This is a genomic window from Paenibacillus sp. HJGM_3 (genome assembly GCF_045062745.1).
In the GTDB taxonomy this organism is placed as follows: Bacteria; Bacillota; Bacilli; order Paenibacillales; family NBRC-103111; genus Paenibacillus_AA.
In genome coordinates, this window is the sequence record NZ_JBJGED010000033.1 from 45,344 (window position 1) to 61,282 (window position 15,939).

Consider the following 15,939-nt stretch of genomic DNA (forward strand, 5'->3'; position numbering starts at 1 on the left):
TCATGATCCACCTTTCTTGCGTATCCACATACTATTCGCCCAGAAGAACAGCCGGGTCATCGGACTGCCCTTCATGAGCCGCTTCGTCATCTCCCGGACCTCGGGCTGCCCGTTCACCTTCGGATCGGACAAGTAGAGAGCCAGCAAGCCTTCGATAATCATGCGGTGGAACGAAGCGTGGCGCAGGGAAGCGATGTCCGCCCTCGCCCGCTCCGCGATCCAGGCCAACCGGTTCACCGTCAGCTCCGCATCCTCGTAATAATGGCAAAAATTCAAATCCCCGCCTATCAAATCTTCCTCTTGATCGATTAAATAATCGAGCAGGATGTGCAGCCCGCACACATAAGGAAAATAAGCCTGCATGATCACATCCGCCTGCTCCGGGTCGAGCTGTTCGTCCGAGGCGGCCAGGAACAAATAAAACACCCCGAGCGTCGAACCCGTCGCCGCGGCGAATTCATTCCATTGCAGCTCCGGGTACGAGTCCCGGTAGCGTTCCCACCACCCGAGCAGCTCCGACTCTCGCAGATCGAGGCGAATATGCTTGTACACCTGCAAATCGCAATATAGCCCGACCAGCCGCTCGACGCGTCCTTGCACATGCGCATACCCGGGCAGCCGGCCGATGCACGATTGACACGTCCGCACGAGCTCGTGCAAATACCCTCCGTCCTCCCGCTCCGCACGGAACGCATAATAGTCCTTGAGCGGCGCCGAAGGATCGACGGCATCGAGCATCGACTGATGCAGGCGGCGAAAATCGGCCGCATCGAGCGAGGTGCTCCGGTCGCACAAATTGTCCAAATAATCGCTGATCGTCTGAAACGCAACAATCAGAGGAAGCAGCACATGGCGCATCGGGAGATTGGCCGCCGCATAGACCGCGCCGCCCTGACAATGGAACGCCTTGTGCGTCATGCTGGCGATCGCTTGCTTGCGCAGCTCCGGATCGGGCATCCGGTCGGCAACCGCCCGCCACGACGCGAGCTCGGCCTGCACCTCCGGAAGCACGTACCGGTACACGCGGTGCATCAGAACGACCGGATTGCGGGGAACTTGGGCTGAGCTGAACCTAGATCTCGTCACTTTCATTGTTCCTCCATACCAGTACGAGGATAAGATATAGGTTCTATTATAGTATAAAAGCCCTCAAAGCCCCAAATAGACCAAATCGCCGATCCGATCACGAATGCATGCGGGAAGAAAACTCCTGGTTGACCCGATACCAAATGTGCAAGTCCGTAATGCAGCTGGCCAGCTCTGCAATTTCCCGATTCAGCGCGCATGACAGCGGGAAATCGTCCTCCACGTTCAACTGAAGCTGCTTGCGGATAATGACTTGCTCGAGGGACATGATCCGGTCCGGAATGCGGCCGCGGATTTGCTCCCAATAAACGAGCATCTCCGCTCGCTCCGCCTCGCTGTACTGCCCCCACTCCCGATCCAATTCGGGCAGTTCAATGCCCAGCCGATCATTGTATTGAAACACGTTTCTCATCTGTTCTTACCCCTTTATATACCCGAGAATAACTGTACCATGCGTGCAAGCGTCCCGCCAAGTAAAAAATGTTAGCAGACCCAGGCATCCTTGGCCGACAATTCCCGCCATTTTATTGCCAGATCGGAGCGGCGGATTTATACTAATCTGTATTAGCTTTTTAGGGTGTCTGGGGGAGTACGTTAACATGATCGAATCCGAGAGCAAGCAGCTGACCATGAGGCAGCTTTTTGCTTTTTTTATCCCGCTCGGCTTGTCGGCCAGTCTCGTCACGATCTCGCACGTCATCATCAACAGCACGCTCGCCCGCTCCGCGCATCCGGAGACGATCATCGCCAGCTACGCCATCGGCCTCAGCATGCTCGGCATTATCGAGCGGCCGGCAATTCTGCTGCGCCAGACGTGCTCGGCGCTCGTGCGCGACCGCATCTCGTTCCGGGCGATGAGCGTCATCGCCGTTTACATGATTCTCGCCATGGCCGCAGGAGGGCTCATCCTCTCTTACACCCCGGTCGGCCGGTGGATTTTCCTGCACGCCTTCGGTGCGGACGAAGCCTTATTGAGTCGCATCCTGAACGTGTATCGCGTGCTGATGTTCGTCTCGATCTTCTCCGCCATTCGCTGCCTGTACCACGGCATCATCATCAGCAACATGCGGACCAAATGGCTGACGATCGGGATGATCGTCCGATTGGCCGCCATGTACGCGCTGTCGCTGTTCTTCATCCAGACCGATCGGGTGACGAGCGGGCAAGTCGGGGCCATCATCTTCCTCGTCGGCATGATGATCGAAGCCGGGGTCAGCGTCTGGGAAGGCCGGAAGGTCGCCCGTTCGCTGCCGGAGAAGCTGAAGGATCACCCGGTGGAGAAGCCGAAGCAAATTTTTCAGTTTTACCGGCCGCTGCTGTTCTCCTCCCTGATCGTCATTTTAGTCGGCCCTTCCATTAATGCGCTGCTGGGCAAAACGTCCGACTTCGAGCTGGCCGTCGCCTCGTTCGCCATTGCCGCCAGCCTGGCGCAGCTCGTGCACAGCTTCTTTTCCTATATGCACCAGATCGTGCTGAATTTTTATCGCCGGGACAAAAGAATCGTGCTGCGGTTCGCTACCCTGCTCAGTTTGATTCCGCCGCTCCTGATCGGCATTTTGGGCTACACGCCCGTCGGGCCGTGGTTCATGGAGCATGTCATGGGCGTGAACGAACGGTTAATGACGGCCAGTCTGTATGCGCTCCGTATTTTTATGTTGTACGAGCTCGTCTTTCCTTGGCTCGACTTTTGCAACGGCATCGTACTCCTGCGCGGGGAGACGCGAATCATGCTGTTCTCCCAGACGGCGAACATCGTCGTGACCTTGACTACGCTAATCGCGTGCATTGTGCTCGCTCCGGAATGGAACGGGATGATCGGCTCCCTGTCGCAATCGCTCGGACTAGTGGCCGAGATCGGGGTCGTCCTGTTCGTACTGCGTGCCGCATCGAGAAAAGCCGAACGCAACCTGGCGACCGGCCTTACTTCGCATAAAGGATGATTGATCATGTCTTCTACACCCGTATCAAACCGTAAATCTTTGCCGGCTGCCGCCGCGGGCGAACATCGTCTCCCTACAATCCGCGATGAAGCGATCCTGCGTATGTTCTCGTTCGCCTTCTACTTGACCATGGCGCTGACGGTGTCCTTCTTCCCGCTCTACTTCAACTATAAGGGCTACAGCAAAATCCAGATCGGCGCCCTGTACTCCATCGGTCCGTTGGTCGGGATCTTCGCCAACTTGTTCTGGGGGCTGCTCAGCGACAAGTACCAGACGATCAAAAAATGGCTCATCGTTATGCTGGCCGGACAGCTGATCGTTATGCTGCTGTTGATCAACATCGATACGCTGGCGCTCCTGTATACGCTGATGACGTTCTTCTACTTTTTTCAAACGCCGATCAACCCCTTGAACGACAGCCTGATCATGCTTACGATCAAGGATTCGCGCAAAAGCTATGCCTCCTTCCGCGTCTGGGGCTCGCTCGGCTTCGCGTTCTCAGCGCTTGTGTTCGGCATGCTGCTGAAGCAGATCGGCATCCAATATACGATGACGCTGACGATGGGGACGATCACCCTCTCACTCGTACTCGCAGCACTGCTGCGCGACCGGACGGGCAGCAGCTCCGGCAAGATCCAATTCGCCGGCTTCGGCCAAGTGATCGGCTCCCGGCGCTTTCTCTGGTTCCTCGTCATGATCTTCATCCTGTCGATCGCACACCGGATGAATGACGGCTTCCTTGCCTTGTACTTGCGCGAGCTGGGAGCGAGCGATTCGATCGTCGGCTGGGCGTGGACCGCTTCCGCGCTTAGCGAGATCCCGGTGTTCTTCTTCCTGAGCAAGCACGGGCACAAGTACAAGGAGCTCCCGCTGCTCATGATAGCCGGCCTCGTCTACACCGTGCGCTTCACGCTCGTCAGCTTCGTGACCCAGCCGGAATGGATCATCCCGCTGCAGCTGATGCACAGCTTCTCCTTCGGCATCTTCCTGTTCACCGCGCTCCGGTACATGATGCAGCTCATCCCGGACCGGTTCCGGGCGACCGGACAAGCGATCTACGCCGTCGTCTGGTCGTGTATGGCCGGTCTCGCGAGCGGGATCATCGGCGGCTGGATCTTCGACGCTTGGGGGCCTCATGTGATGTACCGAGTGGCGGCGTGCTGCGCCCTCATCGCCAGTGTCTGTTTCTTCCTCACCTACTTCCGCTCGCGCGATCAGTAGCAACAGTTCCGTCCAGGGCGCATATACTGCTCACAAAAACAGGAGGGATCAGCCGTGCCGGATCCTTATATTGGCGAGATTCGTATATTCGGCTTTAATTTCGCCCCTGACGGTTGGGCGCTCTGCGATGGTCAACTGCTGCCGATCAGCTCGAATACCGCCTTATTCTCGTTGCTGGGAACGCAATACGGCGGGAACGGGACGACGCACTTCGCCTTGCCCGATCTGCGGGGACGCGTCCCGATCGGTCAGGGGGGCGGCTTCGTCGTCGGCCAGTCCGGGGGCGAGCCGACCCATACCCTCAGCGTACCCGAACTGCCTAGCCATTCACATGACGCGATGGGCAGCACGGACGGTGCCAACAGCGCCCTGCCGGTCAACCGGACATGGGCGCTCGCCAATAACCTTGCCTATCACGAAACCGTTAACGCTCCGATGAATCCCGCCGCGATCGCTTCGGTCGGCGGCAACCAGCCGCACAACAATATGCAGCCTTTCCTGACCTTGAATTTCTGCATCGCGTTGGAGGGCTCATTCCCGCCCCGACCCTAGTTCATGTAGCGCCGGAACAAGCGGAAAACAGGCGCCTCCCCTAGTCACTTGACCAAGTCTAGTCCCCCTCCGCCGCATACACTGAGACAAATGACGGATAAGGGGGGCTTGAGTGTTGTGCCCAGCTGCACACGAAAACGCGTAGTCCGTAAAAAGGTTAAACTCCATAAATGCCGCAGCCCGAGAACGGTCCGAAAGCTGCGATGCAAATGGATTTGCCGGAAAGGCAAACTGAAAAAGCTCCATGGCCGCCGCCTTCGCTCTATCTGCTGCATTCGGGGCCCGCGGGGCCTGCGGGGACGCAGAGGGCGGATCGGCGCAGCCGGACCGCAGGGCCCGGCCGGCCCTGCGGGACCGCAAGGTGCTTCCGGGACACAGGCCGCTTACGGGAACGGCTCGGCCGGCGAGCTGATCGTCCCGGCCGGACAGGTGCTGGATCTAAGTACACCTAGCGGGGCGGCAACTCTACCGGCCGGCTCTAACCTGCAGTTCTCCAGAATTGAAATCGCCGGCACGTTGATTCTTCCTAGCGGACTCGTGCTCCAATCCACAGGTCCGGTCGTCGTCACTGGATCCATCGTGATCCTGCCGGGCGCCCAAGACTCCGGGAAGGGCACCCCGAATCCCGGCGTCTCGCTTGCGGATGCCGGGCCCTATAACGGGGGCATCGGGCTCAGCCCCCTGCAATCGACCCGGATTCTCTCTTCCGCCGTTGCGGGCGGGGCGGGGAGCCGGGTGCTTCTAGGCGGAGGCGGTGAAGGCGGAGGAGGACTGACGCTGCTGGCCCAAGGCCCGATCCAAATCGCCAGCGGAGCCGTGGTGTCCGCCGCTGGCCGCGACGGGACGAATCCGCAGACGCCCGGCAGGGGCATTGTCGGAAGCGGCGGCGGGGCGGGCGGGACCCTCGTGATCGCGTCGAAACAGGCGATGACGATCGCGGGTACGCTCGATGCAAGCGGCGGGGACGGTGCCGATGGCTGGGATGGCAACGGAGGAGACGGCGAAGGCGGCGGCGGAGGAGGAGGAGGGGGCATCATTTATCTCCTCTCTTCCAGTCCTCCGGCCGTTACCGGAACGCTGCAAGTTAACGGCGGTCAAGGCGGAGCCAACGCTTCAGGCGTTACCGGCCTCATCACGATCGGCGGAGGCGGCGGCGCGAATGGCGGGAACGGCGGCAATGGCGGCGGCACTCCCGTAACGGGGCAACCCCCTGTTGCCGCCGGGCCGGGGCAAGCCGGCCAAGTGCTGCAAACCGTCACACCGGAACCCGAAGCATTATTCCTCTTCTAGTGCAACCTCATCTCCAAATAAAACGGCCAACGTCTGCACGTTGGCCGTCTTTGCTTCCTTATGGCTTCACATCTACGATCAGCTTGTCGAACGGTTTGTCGTTCAAGAACACTTCCAGCTTCCACAGTCCCGGAGAGGATAAGCCGAACCGGCCTCCGCTCTGAGCCGTCGCTCCGGCGTCATTCGAACCTTTCGTAATCGGCCATTCATACAGCTGTACGGTCTGTCCGCTGTCCTTATGCGTGGCGGTCAGCTTGTACTTGCCGGTCATGTCCGATTCGCGCCCCCAGAAATACAAATAATAGAGGCCGCCGCGGTTCGCCTTGAACAGCGTGTCGGTCGGATTCGAGACTTTGACGATCCCGAACTTGCCCTCATGTCCGTAAAGGGTCATCCTTCCGATCTGGAACGAGTCCGTCACCTTCCACAGGTCGGGCTTGTTGGCCTGCAGGTAAATGGATAAACCGAAAATAAATACCGCAATGATCCCTAGGGATTGCCAAGTTTCCCTTTTAGACGTCTTCACTGCCGTCTGCACTGTCGTCTCCACGACCGATCACGACCTTAGCCCAGTGTCCATTTCACCATAAACATACCATATTTTAGATTCCGCGAAAACGGGGAAAATAAGGAGATGGCAGGAATTTCATCACCCCGAATCGAATCGTATAGACGACCCCTTCCCAGGGGGTTCGCACAACCGTGCAGATTGTATCAGGAGGTTCGCTATGTCGCAAGAAATCGTAGTCCAATTGCGCAACGTTACGAAGCGGATTGGCAGCAAGACGATCGTCGATCACTTAACTTTCGATGTTCCGAGGGGCGAAGTGTTCGGCTTTCTAGGACCCAACGGCGCCGGGAAAACGACCACGATCCGCATGATGGTCGGCCTCATCTCCATGACGGAAGGCCAGGTGCTCGTGAACGGCATCGACGTGAGCCGCAATTTCGAGCAGGCGATGAAGCACATCGGGGCCATCGTCGAAAACCCGGAGCTGTACAAATTTCTGACCGGTTACCAAAATCTTATACACTTCGCTCGGATGATGCCGGGGATTACGAAGGAGCGGATCGACGAAGTGGTCCGGCTGGTCAAGCTCGAGAACCGGATCCACGACAAGGTGAAGACGTACTCCCTCGGGATGCGGCAGCGTCTCGGCGTCGCGCAAGCGATTCTGCACCGGCCGGACGTGCTGATCCTGGACGAGCCTACGAACGGCCTCGATCCGGAGGGGATCCGCGAGCTACGCGACTACTTGCGCCAGCTCGCCCGCACCGAAGGGACGGCCATCATCGTCTCCAGCCATCTGCTGTCGGAGATGGAGCTGATGTGCGACCGCGTGGCCATTATCCAGAACGGCAAGCTTGTCAACGTCCAGGCGATGCGCGAAATGGTGCAGCAGCAGACCGACGAAGCCCGACTCGTCGTCTTCGAGGTAGACGAGCCTCAGCGGGCCATCCATCTGCTCACCGATACGGTCACCGTTGGAGAAGCCGCCGTCACGCAGGAAGGCGTCACGTTGTACTTGCAGCGGGAGCAGATCCCAAACGCGATCCAGCAGCTCGTACAGGGCAATGTGCGCATTTACTCGGTGAAAGCCGCCTCCATGACGCTGGAGGACAAATTCCTGGAGCTGACAAGGGGGGGCCAAATTGTCTAATCTGTTCGCGCTCATTCAGAATGAGAACATGAAGATTTACCGCCGACCGCGCAACTGGATCATGATGGGGATGCTGCTCGTCATCGCCCTTGTCGTCGCGATCATCATGAAGACGGTCGGGGACGGCGAGAGCAGCATGGTCGAATTCATGAACATCGGCAAAAACTTCACCATGTTCGTGTTCATCTTCTCCGTAGTCGTCACCGCCGAGATCGTAGCCGGGGAGTTCACCTGGGGGACGATCAAGCTGCTGCTCATTCGACCGGCGACCCGCTCCAAAATTTTGCTGTCCAAATACATTGCCGCACTTCTGTACTTGCTGCTGCTGCTCGTCGTGAACTACATCGCGACGGCAATCGTCGGGCTGATTTTCTTCGGGAACGGCGATGCCGGCAACCTTACGATGCTGAGCGTCCTCCAAGCGTACGGCTATACCATGATCGACCTGTTCATGAACTTGACGTTCGCCTTCATGATCTCGTCCGTATTCCGTAGCAGCGTACTGGCTATCGCGCTGACGTTCATCCTGACGTTTCTCTCCGGTACGGTCATGCAGGTGCTCGTACAGCTGAAATACAGCTGGGCCAAGTACATCCTGTTCGCCAACACCGATCTGTCGCAGTATGCGGCCGGGCACAAGCCGATGCTCGAGGGCATGACACTGCCGTTCTCGCTTACGATGCTCGCCGTGTACTACATCGTCTTCGTCGCGTTGTCCTGGACGGTATTCAGCAAGCGGGACGTGGCCGGCTAGGCGCGAGGTGTACAAGGCTTCGCGATTCCGCTATAATGGAGGTTGTGTTTTAGGACCTGGTCACAACATCCATGGCAGATCACTTCATTGAAAGAGGCGGAACCAAGCGATGCATTACGAGGATTTCAAACATATTGTGCTGGAGCGCAGAAGCGTTCGCAAATTTACCGACGAGCCGGTCAGCGCGGAAGACATCCGGGAGCTCATCGACTGCGCGCGGTATGCGCCCAGTGATACGAACTCCCAGACGTGGGAATTCGTCGCGGTGATGAATAAAGAGAAAATCAAGGAGATCGAGGCGATCACGTGGGAGGAGCTGCACAAACGTGCGGCGGCGGCGGAGGAACGTGGACTCAGCAAGGAAGCCCGGCTGCTGACGAAGTCGTTCGGCCCTTACGCGACCGCTTTCTCCGACGCTCCCGTCCTGATCGTGTGCCTCGCGACCCCGTACAATTCCAAGTTCCGGGAGCGCATCTTCGACCCGATCGCCCTCGTGGACGACGCGGTTTGGGCCGAGGAAGGGATCAAGAGCAGCTGCCTCGCGTCGCAGAACTTGATGCTGGCGGCCCACGCCCGCGGCCTCGCGACTTGCCCGATGACCGGGCCGGTGCTGCTCGCCGCCGATCGGCTGCGCGAGTACCTGGGCATCGACGCGACCCGCGAGATCAACATGGTCATCTCGCTCGGCCACCCGTCCGAGCGCCCGGGCCGCTTGCCTCGCAAGGAAGTCGAGGAGATTCTGACGATTATCGAGTGAATGCCGTACCACGGCAATCGTAAGACCAAAAAGGGACTGCCCTTAAACGGCAGTCCCTTTTTGGCGTTTCATTCTTCCTCGAATCAGTATTGCTTCTTACGCCCTACTAGCATGAGCGCGCCTACAACCAGGATCGCGATGGCGACGATCGGTTGTCCGGACATTTGGTCCAAGAACGCTCCGGCCGAGAAAACAAGGAAAAAGATCAATGAGAGCACGATCAAAATATTGATTGGAATCAACAACCACCGGTTGCGGTCGCCGAACCAGTAAAACTCGAGCAGCCCGATCGCCACGGCGGCGAGAAAGCCCGGCCACATGTAGAACCAGCTGTCGAACAGCATCGCGACTTGGCATACGAAACCTGCCGTCAGCAAAATACCGCCGGGGATAAGCATACCGACGCCCTTGCGCCCCACCATGAAAAAATACATCCAGTGGAAGAACAGCCCGACCGGAATGACGAACAAGCTCGGCCAGAAATAAGCGAATATCGACCCCGGCCCGTACGACCCATCCTGATTCAGGAACATGTAGGCGCCCAGGAACATCAGGACGACGCCCAATATCATGCGAATCTTCATACTGCACCTCCTTTTCCATCCATCATGAGCATCCGCCAAGAGCATCCGCCCTGCGGCAACGCCCGTTTCCATGGCTTGATCATACCATAGCGGCGCGGCGGAAGTCCTCCTTCCGCGGATTGCCCTTGACCTGGACCAAAGTCCAGTCTTCTTTCTCCTCCCGTTAGCCCCGGGACACCCATCGGGCCGCATAAGCCAGACCTTTGATCTGGAACGCGCGGCCGATGGAGTGCCCGGCGAACGGATCGGTGAGCCTCCCCTTCTCCGCGGTGCCCAGCCGGTTGTAGGCGGCAATTAGCGACCAAATCGTACCATATGTTGAAAGGAGGCGGCAATACAAACTTACACCTGAATGAGAATGGGGACGATCATCGGTCTCCTCTTCGTCTGCCCGTACAGGAACTGGCCCAGCGATTCCTTAATCATCTGCTTCAGCATCCCGCTCTGATTGGAGCCCGACTCCAGCCATTGGTGGAACGCCCTCAACGCCAGTCGGTTCGCTTCCTCCATCAGTCCCTCCGATTCGCGTACGTATACGAACCCCCTAGAGATCAGATCCGGTCCGGACAGCAGCTTGGTCTCGGCCTTGCTAAGCGTAATGACGACGATCAGGATGCCGTCCTCCGACAGATGCTTGCGGTCCCGCAGGACGATATTGCCGACATCGCCGATACCGAGTCCGTCCACGAGGGTGTTGCCCGTCGGAATTTTGCGCGTCTGCCAGGCTCGCCCGTTGTGGAGATCGACCACGTCGCCATTGCCCATAATGAAAATGTTGTCCTTCCGTACCCCGACCGCTTCCGCCAATTGAGTATGCAGCGAGAGCATCCGGTACTCCCCGTGAATCGGAATGAAATAGCGGGGCTTCATCAGCGTCAGCATCAGCTTCAGCTCCTCCTGGCTGCCGTGGCCGGAGACGTGCATGCCGGTCATTGAGCCGGAGCCGTAGATGACCTTGGCCCGCATCTGGAACAGCAGGTCGACGATGCGCGCGACATTGCGCTCGTTGCCCGGGATCGGCGTGGCGGCGATGATGACCGTGTCGCCCGGCTCGACCGCCACTTGCCGGTGGCTCCCATTCGCCAGACGGGCGAGAGCCGCCATCGGCTCGCCCTGGCTGCCCGTGCACAGCACGGCGACGGATTCCGGCGCATAACGGTGCACGTCGCTTGCCTCGATCAGCATCCCTTCGGGGACGGTCAAATACCCGAGCTCGGCGGCGATCGACACGACGTTCACCATGCTGCGCCCGAGCAGCGCGAGCTTGCGGTTCGTCTTGATCGCGGCGTCGATCACCTGCTGGAGCCGGTGCACGTTCGAGGCGAACGTGCAGACGAACAGCTTCCCGTCCGCCTTGCGGAACGCTTCCTCGAGATGCTCGCCGACCATGCGCTCGGATGGGGTGAAGCCCGGTCGCTCGGCGTTCGTGCTCTCGGACAGCAAGACGAGCACGCCGTTTCGGCCGATATCCGCCATGCGATGTACGTCGGGATACTGCTCGTTCACGGGGGACATGTCGAATTTGAAGTCGCCCGTATGTACGACCGTTCCTTCCGGCGTATCGAACACGACTCCCAGGCAATCCGGGATGCTGTGGTTCGTGCGGAAAAAGCTGAGGGTGAGAGACCCGAGGTCCAGACTAGAGTCCGCATTGATCTCGTACAGCTCGGTGCTCCTCAGCAAGCCGTGCTCGCGCAGCTTCGACTCGATCAGCCCGAGCGTGAGGCGGGTCGCATAGACCGGCATGTTTAGCTGCTTCAGAATATAGGGGATCCCGCCGATATGATCCTCGTGGCCATGCGTCACGATCATGCCCCGGACTTGATCCGCGTGTTCGAGCAAGTAGGTAATGTCTGGGACGATCAGGTCAACCCCGAGCAGGTTCTCGTCCGGGAACTTCGAGCCGCAGTCCACGACGACGATGTCGTCCGCATATTGAATGACGTACATGTTCTTCCCGATCTCGCTAATGCCGCCTAGGGCGAAGATGGATAGCTGTTGTTTCGTTGGCTTCATGCGCAGCACGCTCCTTATGCAACTGTCAATTCATGGTTTCCCCTGGGAGCGGACAGTTTATGCACGAGAAAGTGCCTGAGAATATGTCGAAAAGCAAAAGGAGTTAGCCGGCTTTAATCCGACTAACTCCGTAAAGACGTTCCTAGCTATTCCTGTTCAATCTCGCGCGGCAGATGCCGCATGACGAGCATTTCGCTCGAACCCGGGATGAACGGCAAGTGCGACCGCTCCAGCCGGCATTCAATTCCCCTCCGCTCGAGCGTCTGCATCAGCTCATCGAGCTGAGGGTATCGCTCCCATCGGAGCGAGAGCAGCGGATATACCCGGGCTTCTCCATCCTGGCGGCACACGCGCATCAGCTCGAGCAAGGCCGCTTCGTGGAAGGCGGCATCGAACTGCTCCTGGTACAGGAACAGGAAGTGACTGCACAACACTAGCGAAAATTCGCCGTCTGCGAACGGCAGATGCGGCAGATACGCCGGCGCATACCGGTCGGGTATTCGCGAGAAATGCTCATAAAACCGTTCCAGCGACCGCTCGCGTCCCGCCCGGTGCTCGTCGATCGAGCCGTAATAGCTCCAGTCGAAACGATGCTGCAGCGCCGCCAGCTTGCCGGTTGACGTCTCGATCTCCGCCAAGCCCTTCTCCCGGATCAGCACCGGCGCCATCGAATACAGCGGGTCCGCCGCCGTTACCTCTACACCTAGCCGTTCGGCCTCTGCCGCAAACGACGACGCCCCGGCCGCCACGTCCAGCACAGGCCCCCGGAACAGTCGCTCCGGGCTCAGGTCGAACATCCTCGCGTACTCGGCATAGGAGCGGCAAGTCATCGCCACGCCCAATTGTTCATAATGCTCCTGCTTCAAAGAACTCTTTTCTCGCATCGCTTCATGCATCTCTTCTCAGCTCTCCTCATCTCATGATTTCTTGCTCGGCTCGGCTCAACGCCCGTATCTCCATACGGGTTAGGTCCGATTATAAGTCCATTGCCGCCCAATTACAAGGAGAAAAAAACAAACCACCGGCAAACATTTTCTTTGCCGATGGTCGTGTGCGCATTACTTTCTCGCGTACCCTTTTCGTTTATGGAAAGAAATCGAACGATACTTCGCCGCCAGCTTCTTGATCGTATCAGGTGAAACTTGCGAGAATTTCATCGAAAGGCCTTTGTTCAACGCCTTCTTGAGAACAAGAGCCCCGGGACTGCGGGTATACATGTAATTTCCATACGTTTCAAACTCGGAGAACCCGTAGTTTCTCGCTTTATTCATGCTATTTTGAATCGCGGTATACCATTTCGTCTGATGCTTGGCTTCGATGGACCTTTTTAACTGGGCGAGCTTCGATCGGTTGAACAGCATGTAGTGGGTGACGAATGACAGGGGAGCGGTCGGCTTCCTCTTCATCAGCCTGCGATACGTACGGTAATACTCCGGTTGGGTCCAAGTGCGGCAATAAAACATCGTTCGGCCGCCCGATCGGAACACATGAGGCCGGATGAGAACCGTATCGGCGTCGATGACCAGAAAATAGTCCGACTTGCACAACTTATCGCCGCTCCATTTCAACAATTGCTGGAACAGCCACCCGGACCGTTCCCACTTCTTCGACCGGTAATGGATATCTTTTTTCGTAAACGGGAGCACGGTATTTTCATTGATGAATTTACACCCTTTTCGCCGGCACATGTCGACTATTTTTTCTCGATAAGGCGCCACGATCAGGATTCGGCGGATCGGATGTTTCACATGCTTCTTCACGGCATCGATTACGTGGGGAAGGGTGACCAAATCTTTTTCGATCGCAGGGATCAGCACGTCTATAGGCATAGAGCTGCTCGATCGAGTGTGGGCGTGGGCTGGCATCGCTTCATCTCCATTTGACAAGTATCAGGATTAGGATATGCTGGCGCCATGAATTGTTTACTTTGAAATTTTAAGAGATGCTAGGTTACATGCCTCAGGACAGGAAGAGGTCTCGTACATACATTAGATTATCCATGCAAAAATCAATGGGAATCTTCCGTTGACTGGCTTGAAAATGACAATAGATGGAGGTAGGCTAGTGAGAAAATCCGGAATGCACATTCCCAGCAAGTGGGTAAAAACGAAAGTGCTTCTCAAACACAGTCAGATCAAACCGTACATTCCAAAAACGAGAATTATGACGAAATCCGCGTTGTACGCGATGTTGAAACAATACCGGATGGTCTATGTCAAACCGATCGCCGGCTCGTTCGGCTTGGGTGTGATCCGGGTAGAGAGAGTATCGGGCAGGGACTCCACCGCCAAGTACCGTTATCAAAAGGGCACAAAAGTAAGAACGTTCCGAGATTATGATTCGATGTATAACTCGCTCTTAAAAACGAAATCCCGCATTTTATACATCGCTCAACGAGGAATTGAATTACTAAAATATCAAAATAGACGCTTCGATATAAGAGTGATGGTCCAAAAGGATCCGAGGGGGCAATGGGAAGCAACCGGCGTGATTGGAAGGCAGGCTCAAGCGAAAAAAATCGTAACCAATTTTCACAATGGCGGCAAGCCCCTGCCGTTGAGCGTTTTATTAAAGCCGCATCTGCACAGCGATGGGAGAATGGCGGCTTATACGCGGAAGTTAAAAAGCTTGGGCATCCGAATTTCGAAAGCCATGAACAAAACGTACCCGAAAATGAACATGATCGGGATCGATGTAGGAGTCGGCAAAGACTTAAAACCGTGGATCATTGAAGTCAACACGAACCCCGATCCTTATATCTTCAACAAGCTGAAGGACAAATCGATCTATAGGAAAATGTATCGGTACGCTAGACGCCTTGGCAGACGCGTACGATAAAATAGCGGTCCCTTGCTCCCATCCTGCGATGGAAACAAGGGATTGTTCGTTTTACAGCTTAATAATCTGGTCCTTGTACGCATTCGCCCCGCGGAAGTCCGGCATCTCCATGACGCGTCCGCCGTTCATGACCGACAGCTCGGACAGCAGCCCGACCGCCGTCCATTCGCACGCATCATATACGTCGACCGCCGGCGGCGTGCCGTTCCGGATCGCGTCGATGAAATCGTGCACGATATAGAAATCCGAGCCCCCATGCTCGGCTTGCTGCTGCTCTGCACTCGCCTGCTTATAGCGATCCGGCAAGTAGCGGGTATAGTCGGAGAGCGGTCTCCAGCTCGCTTGGTCGGCCTTGTCCCCCATGGAGCGGAGCCATATTTTGTGCGTGTCCCCTAACCCTCTCGGAGCCTCGTAGCAGCCTTCCGTTCCCTGCAACGTGTAATAGGCGGCATTGATAGGCCGATTGGAGATGCAATCGATGCGAAGCTTGATCAGCTTGCCGCTCTCTAGCTGGCACAGCGTGATGCTTGTATCCTCTTGGCGGAACTCGGGTGCGGTATGCCACCCCGTACCCATACAAGCGATCGATTGGATGCGGTCCCCTTTGAACCATTTCATGACCGGGCCCAGGCTATGCGTCGGATAGAACGCCCCGCGCTTGCCCAGCTGCCAGTAATGGCGCCACGTCTTCGTCCGGCTGGTCTTCTCCGGATTGCGCCGGTTGCCTATGGCAAGCGCTTTGATGTCATGAATGTACTCGCCCTCGCCGAAGTATACGGTACCGAACAAGCCTTCCTCGACCATGCGGTTGACGATCTGATTCTCCGGAATGTAGCAGCAATTCTCCGCCATCATATACACCTTGTCGCTTGCTTCCACCGTTTCCTTCAACCACCACAGCTCGTCCATCGTGACCCCGGCCGTCACCTCGCACAGCACATGCTTGCCCGCTTGCAGAGCCGCGATCGTCTGGCCGACATGGAGCTGCATCGGCGTGGCGATCACGACCGCATCGATGTCCGTGGCGAGCATGTCTTCGAAAATCCGGTACGTGTGCGGAATGCCGTACTTCCGAGCCTGAGCGTCCAGGTAGTCCGCATCCAGGTCGCATAGAGCCGTCACCTCCACGCCCTCTATGGAGCGAAACCCCATCAGCGCGCTTAACCCCCTTGCACCGGCAATGCCCACTTTGATCGCCATGAACCCCACTCCTTTATTTGAGCTTTTTTGAGCTCAGTTC

The 15,939-nt window shown here is 57.3% G+C and carries 17 protein-coding genes; 8 read left to right on the forward strand and 9 right to left on the reverse strand.

Features of this window, described 5'->3' with window-relative positions; translation table 11 throughout:
* Positions 1-1,092 carry a tetraprenyl-beta-curcumene synthase family protein gene (locus tag ACI5FR_RS28215; RefSeq protein WP_405460739.1) on the reverse strand — a complete coding sequence of 364 codons (1,092 nt, stop codon included), beginning with the start codon at positions 1,090-1,092 and terminating at the stop codon, positions 1-3.
* A gap of 91 nt (positions 1,093-1,183) precedes the next feature.
* On the reverse strand, positions 1,184-1,498 hold the full coding sequence (locus tag ACI5FR_RS28220) for a hypothetical protein (RefSeq protein ID WP_405460742.1): 315 nt from the start codon (positions 1,496-1,498) through the stop codon (positions 1,184-1,186).
* A 187-nt stretch (positions 1,499-1,685) separates the two neighbouring features.
* On the opposite strand from ACI5FR_RS28220, the gene ACI5FR_RS28225 reads away from it, so the two are divergent.
* The 4 genes from ACI5FR_RS28225 to ACI5FR_RS28240 all read left to right on the forward strand — a co-directional run bounded on the left by ACI5FR_RS28225 (position 1,686) and on the right by ACI5FR_RS28240 (position 6,089).
* Entirely contained in the window at positions 1,686-3,026 is a 1,341-nt protein-coding gene (locus ACI5FR_RS28225; protein ID WP_405460745.1) for an MATE family efflux transporter, read from the forward strand.
* Between the two features lie 6 nt (positions 3,027-3,032).
* Positions 3,033-4,247 carry an MFS transporter gene (locus ACI5FR_RS28230; RefSeq protein ID WP_405460747.1) on the forward strand — a complete coding sequence of 405 codons (1,215 nt, stop codon included), beginning with the start codon at positions 3,033-3,035 and terminating at the stop codon, positions 4,245-4,247.
* Between the two features lie 54 nt (positions 4,248-4,301).
* Positions 4,302-4,799, forward strand: coding sequence for a phage tail protein (locus tag ACI5FR_RS28235; protein ID WP_405460749.1), 498 nt, complete (start codon positions 4,302-4,304; stop codon positions 4,797-4,799).
* A gap of 117 nt (positions 4,800-4,916) precedes the next feature.
* A complete protein-coding gene (locus ACI5FR_RS28240; RefSeq protein WP_405460751.1) occupies positions 4,917-6,089 on the forward strand; it encodes a hypothetical protein in 1,173 nt (390 codons plus the stop codon).
* 58 nt (positions 6,090-6,147) lie between these two features.
* On the opposite strand, the gene ACI5FR_RS28245 is transcribed toward ACI5FR_RS28240, so the two are convergent.
* Positions 6,148-6,639 carry a hypothetical protein gene (locus ACI5FR_RS28245; protein ID WP_405460754.1) on the reverse strand — a complete coding sequence of 164 codons (492 nt, stop codon included), beginning with the start codon at positions 6,637-6,639 and terminating at the stop codon, positions 6,148-6,150.
* Positions 6,640-6,817: 178 nt separating this feature from the next.
* On the opposite strand from ACI5FR_RS28245, the gene ACI5FR_RS28250 reads away from it, so the two are divergent.
* The 3 genes from ACI5FR_RS28250 (at position 6,818) to ACI5FR_RS28260 (ending at position 9,261) form a co-directional block, all read left to right on the forward strand.
* On the forward strand, positions 6,818-7,750 hold the full coding sequence (locus ACI5FR_RS28250) for an ABC transporter ATP-binding protein (protein WP_405460756.1): 933 nt from the start codon (positions 6,818-6,820) through the stop codon (positions 7,748-7,750).
* Positions 7,743-8,504 (forward strand): ABC transporter permease, encoded by a 762-nt coding sequence (locus tag ACI5FR_RS28255; protein ID WP_405460758.1) that lies wholly within the window; start codon positions 7,743-7,745, stop codon positions 8,502-8,504. The genes ACI5FR_RS28250 and ACI5FR_RS28255 overlap by 8 nt, the downstream gene beginning before the upstream one ends.
* Before the next feature lie 109 nt (positions 8,505-8,613).
* Positions 8,614-9,261: a nitroreductase family protein gene (locus ACI5FR_RS28260; RefSeq protein WP_405460760.1), complete on the forward strand. Its 648-nt coding sequence runs from the start codon at positions 8,614-8,616 to the stop codon at positions 9,259-9,261.
* Positions 9,262-9,344: 83 nt separating this feature from the next.
* Here the strand turns inward: ACI5FR_RS28260 and ACI5FR_RS28265 are convergent, their stop codons facing one another.
* From ACI5FR_RS28265 to ACI5FR_RS28285, 5 genes are all read right to left on the reverse strand, one after another.
* The gene (locus ACI5FR_RS28265; RefSeq protein WP_405460762.1) at positions 9,345-9,845 is read right to left on the reverse strand and encodes a hypothetical protein; all 501 of its coding nucleotides are present in this window, start codon (positions 9,843-9,845) and stop codon (positions 9,345-9,347) included.
* 163 nt (positions 9,846-10,008) lie between these two features.
* Positions 10,009-10,185: a hypothetical protein gene (locus ACI5FR_RS28270; RefSeq protein WP_405460763.1), complete on the reverse strand. Its 177-nt coding sequence runs from the start codon at positions 10,183-10,185 to the stop codon at positions 10,009-10,011.
* A gap of 2 nt (positions 10,186-10,187) precedes the next feature.
* Positions 10,188-11,861 carry a ribonuclease J gene (locus ACI5FR_RS28275; RefSeq protein ID WP_405460765.1) on the reverse strand — a complete coding sequence of 558 codons (1,674 nt, stop codon included), beginning with the start codon at positions 11,859-11,861 and terminating at the stop codon, positions 10,188-10,190.
* A 146-nt stretch (positions 11,862-12,007) separates the two neighbouring features.
* A complete protein-coding gene (locus ACI5FR_RS28280) occupies positions 12,008-12,757 on the reverse strand; it encodes a class I SAM-dependent methyltransferase (RefSeq protein WP_405460767.1) in 750 nt (249 codons plus the stop codon).
* Between the two features lie 162 nt (positions 12,758-12,919).
* Complete coding sequence (locus ACI5FR_RS28285) at positions 12,920-13,726, reverse strand: DUF6492 family protein (protein WP_405460768.1); 807 nt, start codon at positions 13,724-13,726, stop codon at positions 12,920-12,922.
* 199 nt (positions 13,727-13,925) lie between these two features.
* Between ACI5FR_RS28285 and ACI5FR_RS28290 the strand changes: the two genes are divergently transcribed.
* The gene (locus ACI5FR_RS28290) at positions 13,926-14,699 is read left to right on the forward strand and encodes a YheC/YheD family protein (protein ID WP_405460770.1); all 774 of its coding nucleotides are present in this window, start codon (positions 13,926-13,928) and stop codon (positions 14,697-14,699) included.
* A gap of 51 nt (positions 14,700-14,750) precedes the next feature.
* Here the strand turns inward: ACI5FR_RS28290 and ACI5FR_RS28295 are convergent, their stop codons facing one another.
* A complete protein-coding gene (locus tag ACI5FR_RS28295; protein WP_405460771.1) occupies positions 14,751-15,899 on the reverse strand; it encodes a Gfo/Idh/MocA family protein in 1,149 nt (382 codons plus the stop codon).
* Positions 15,900-15,939 lie beyond the last annotated feature (40 nt).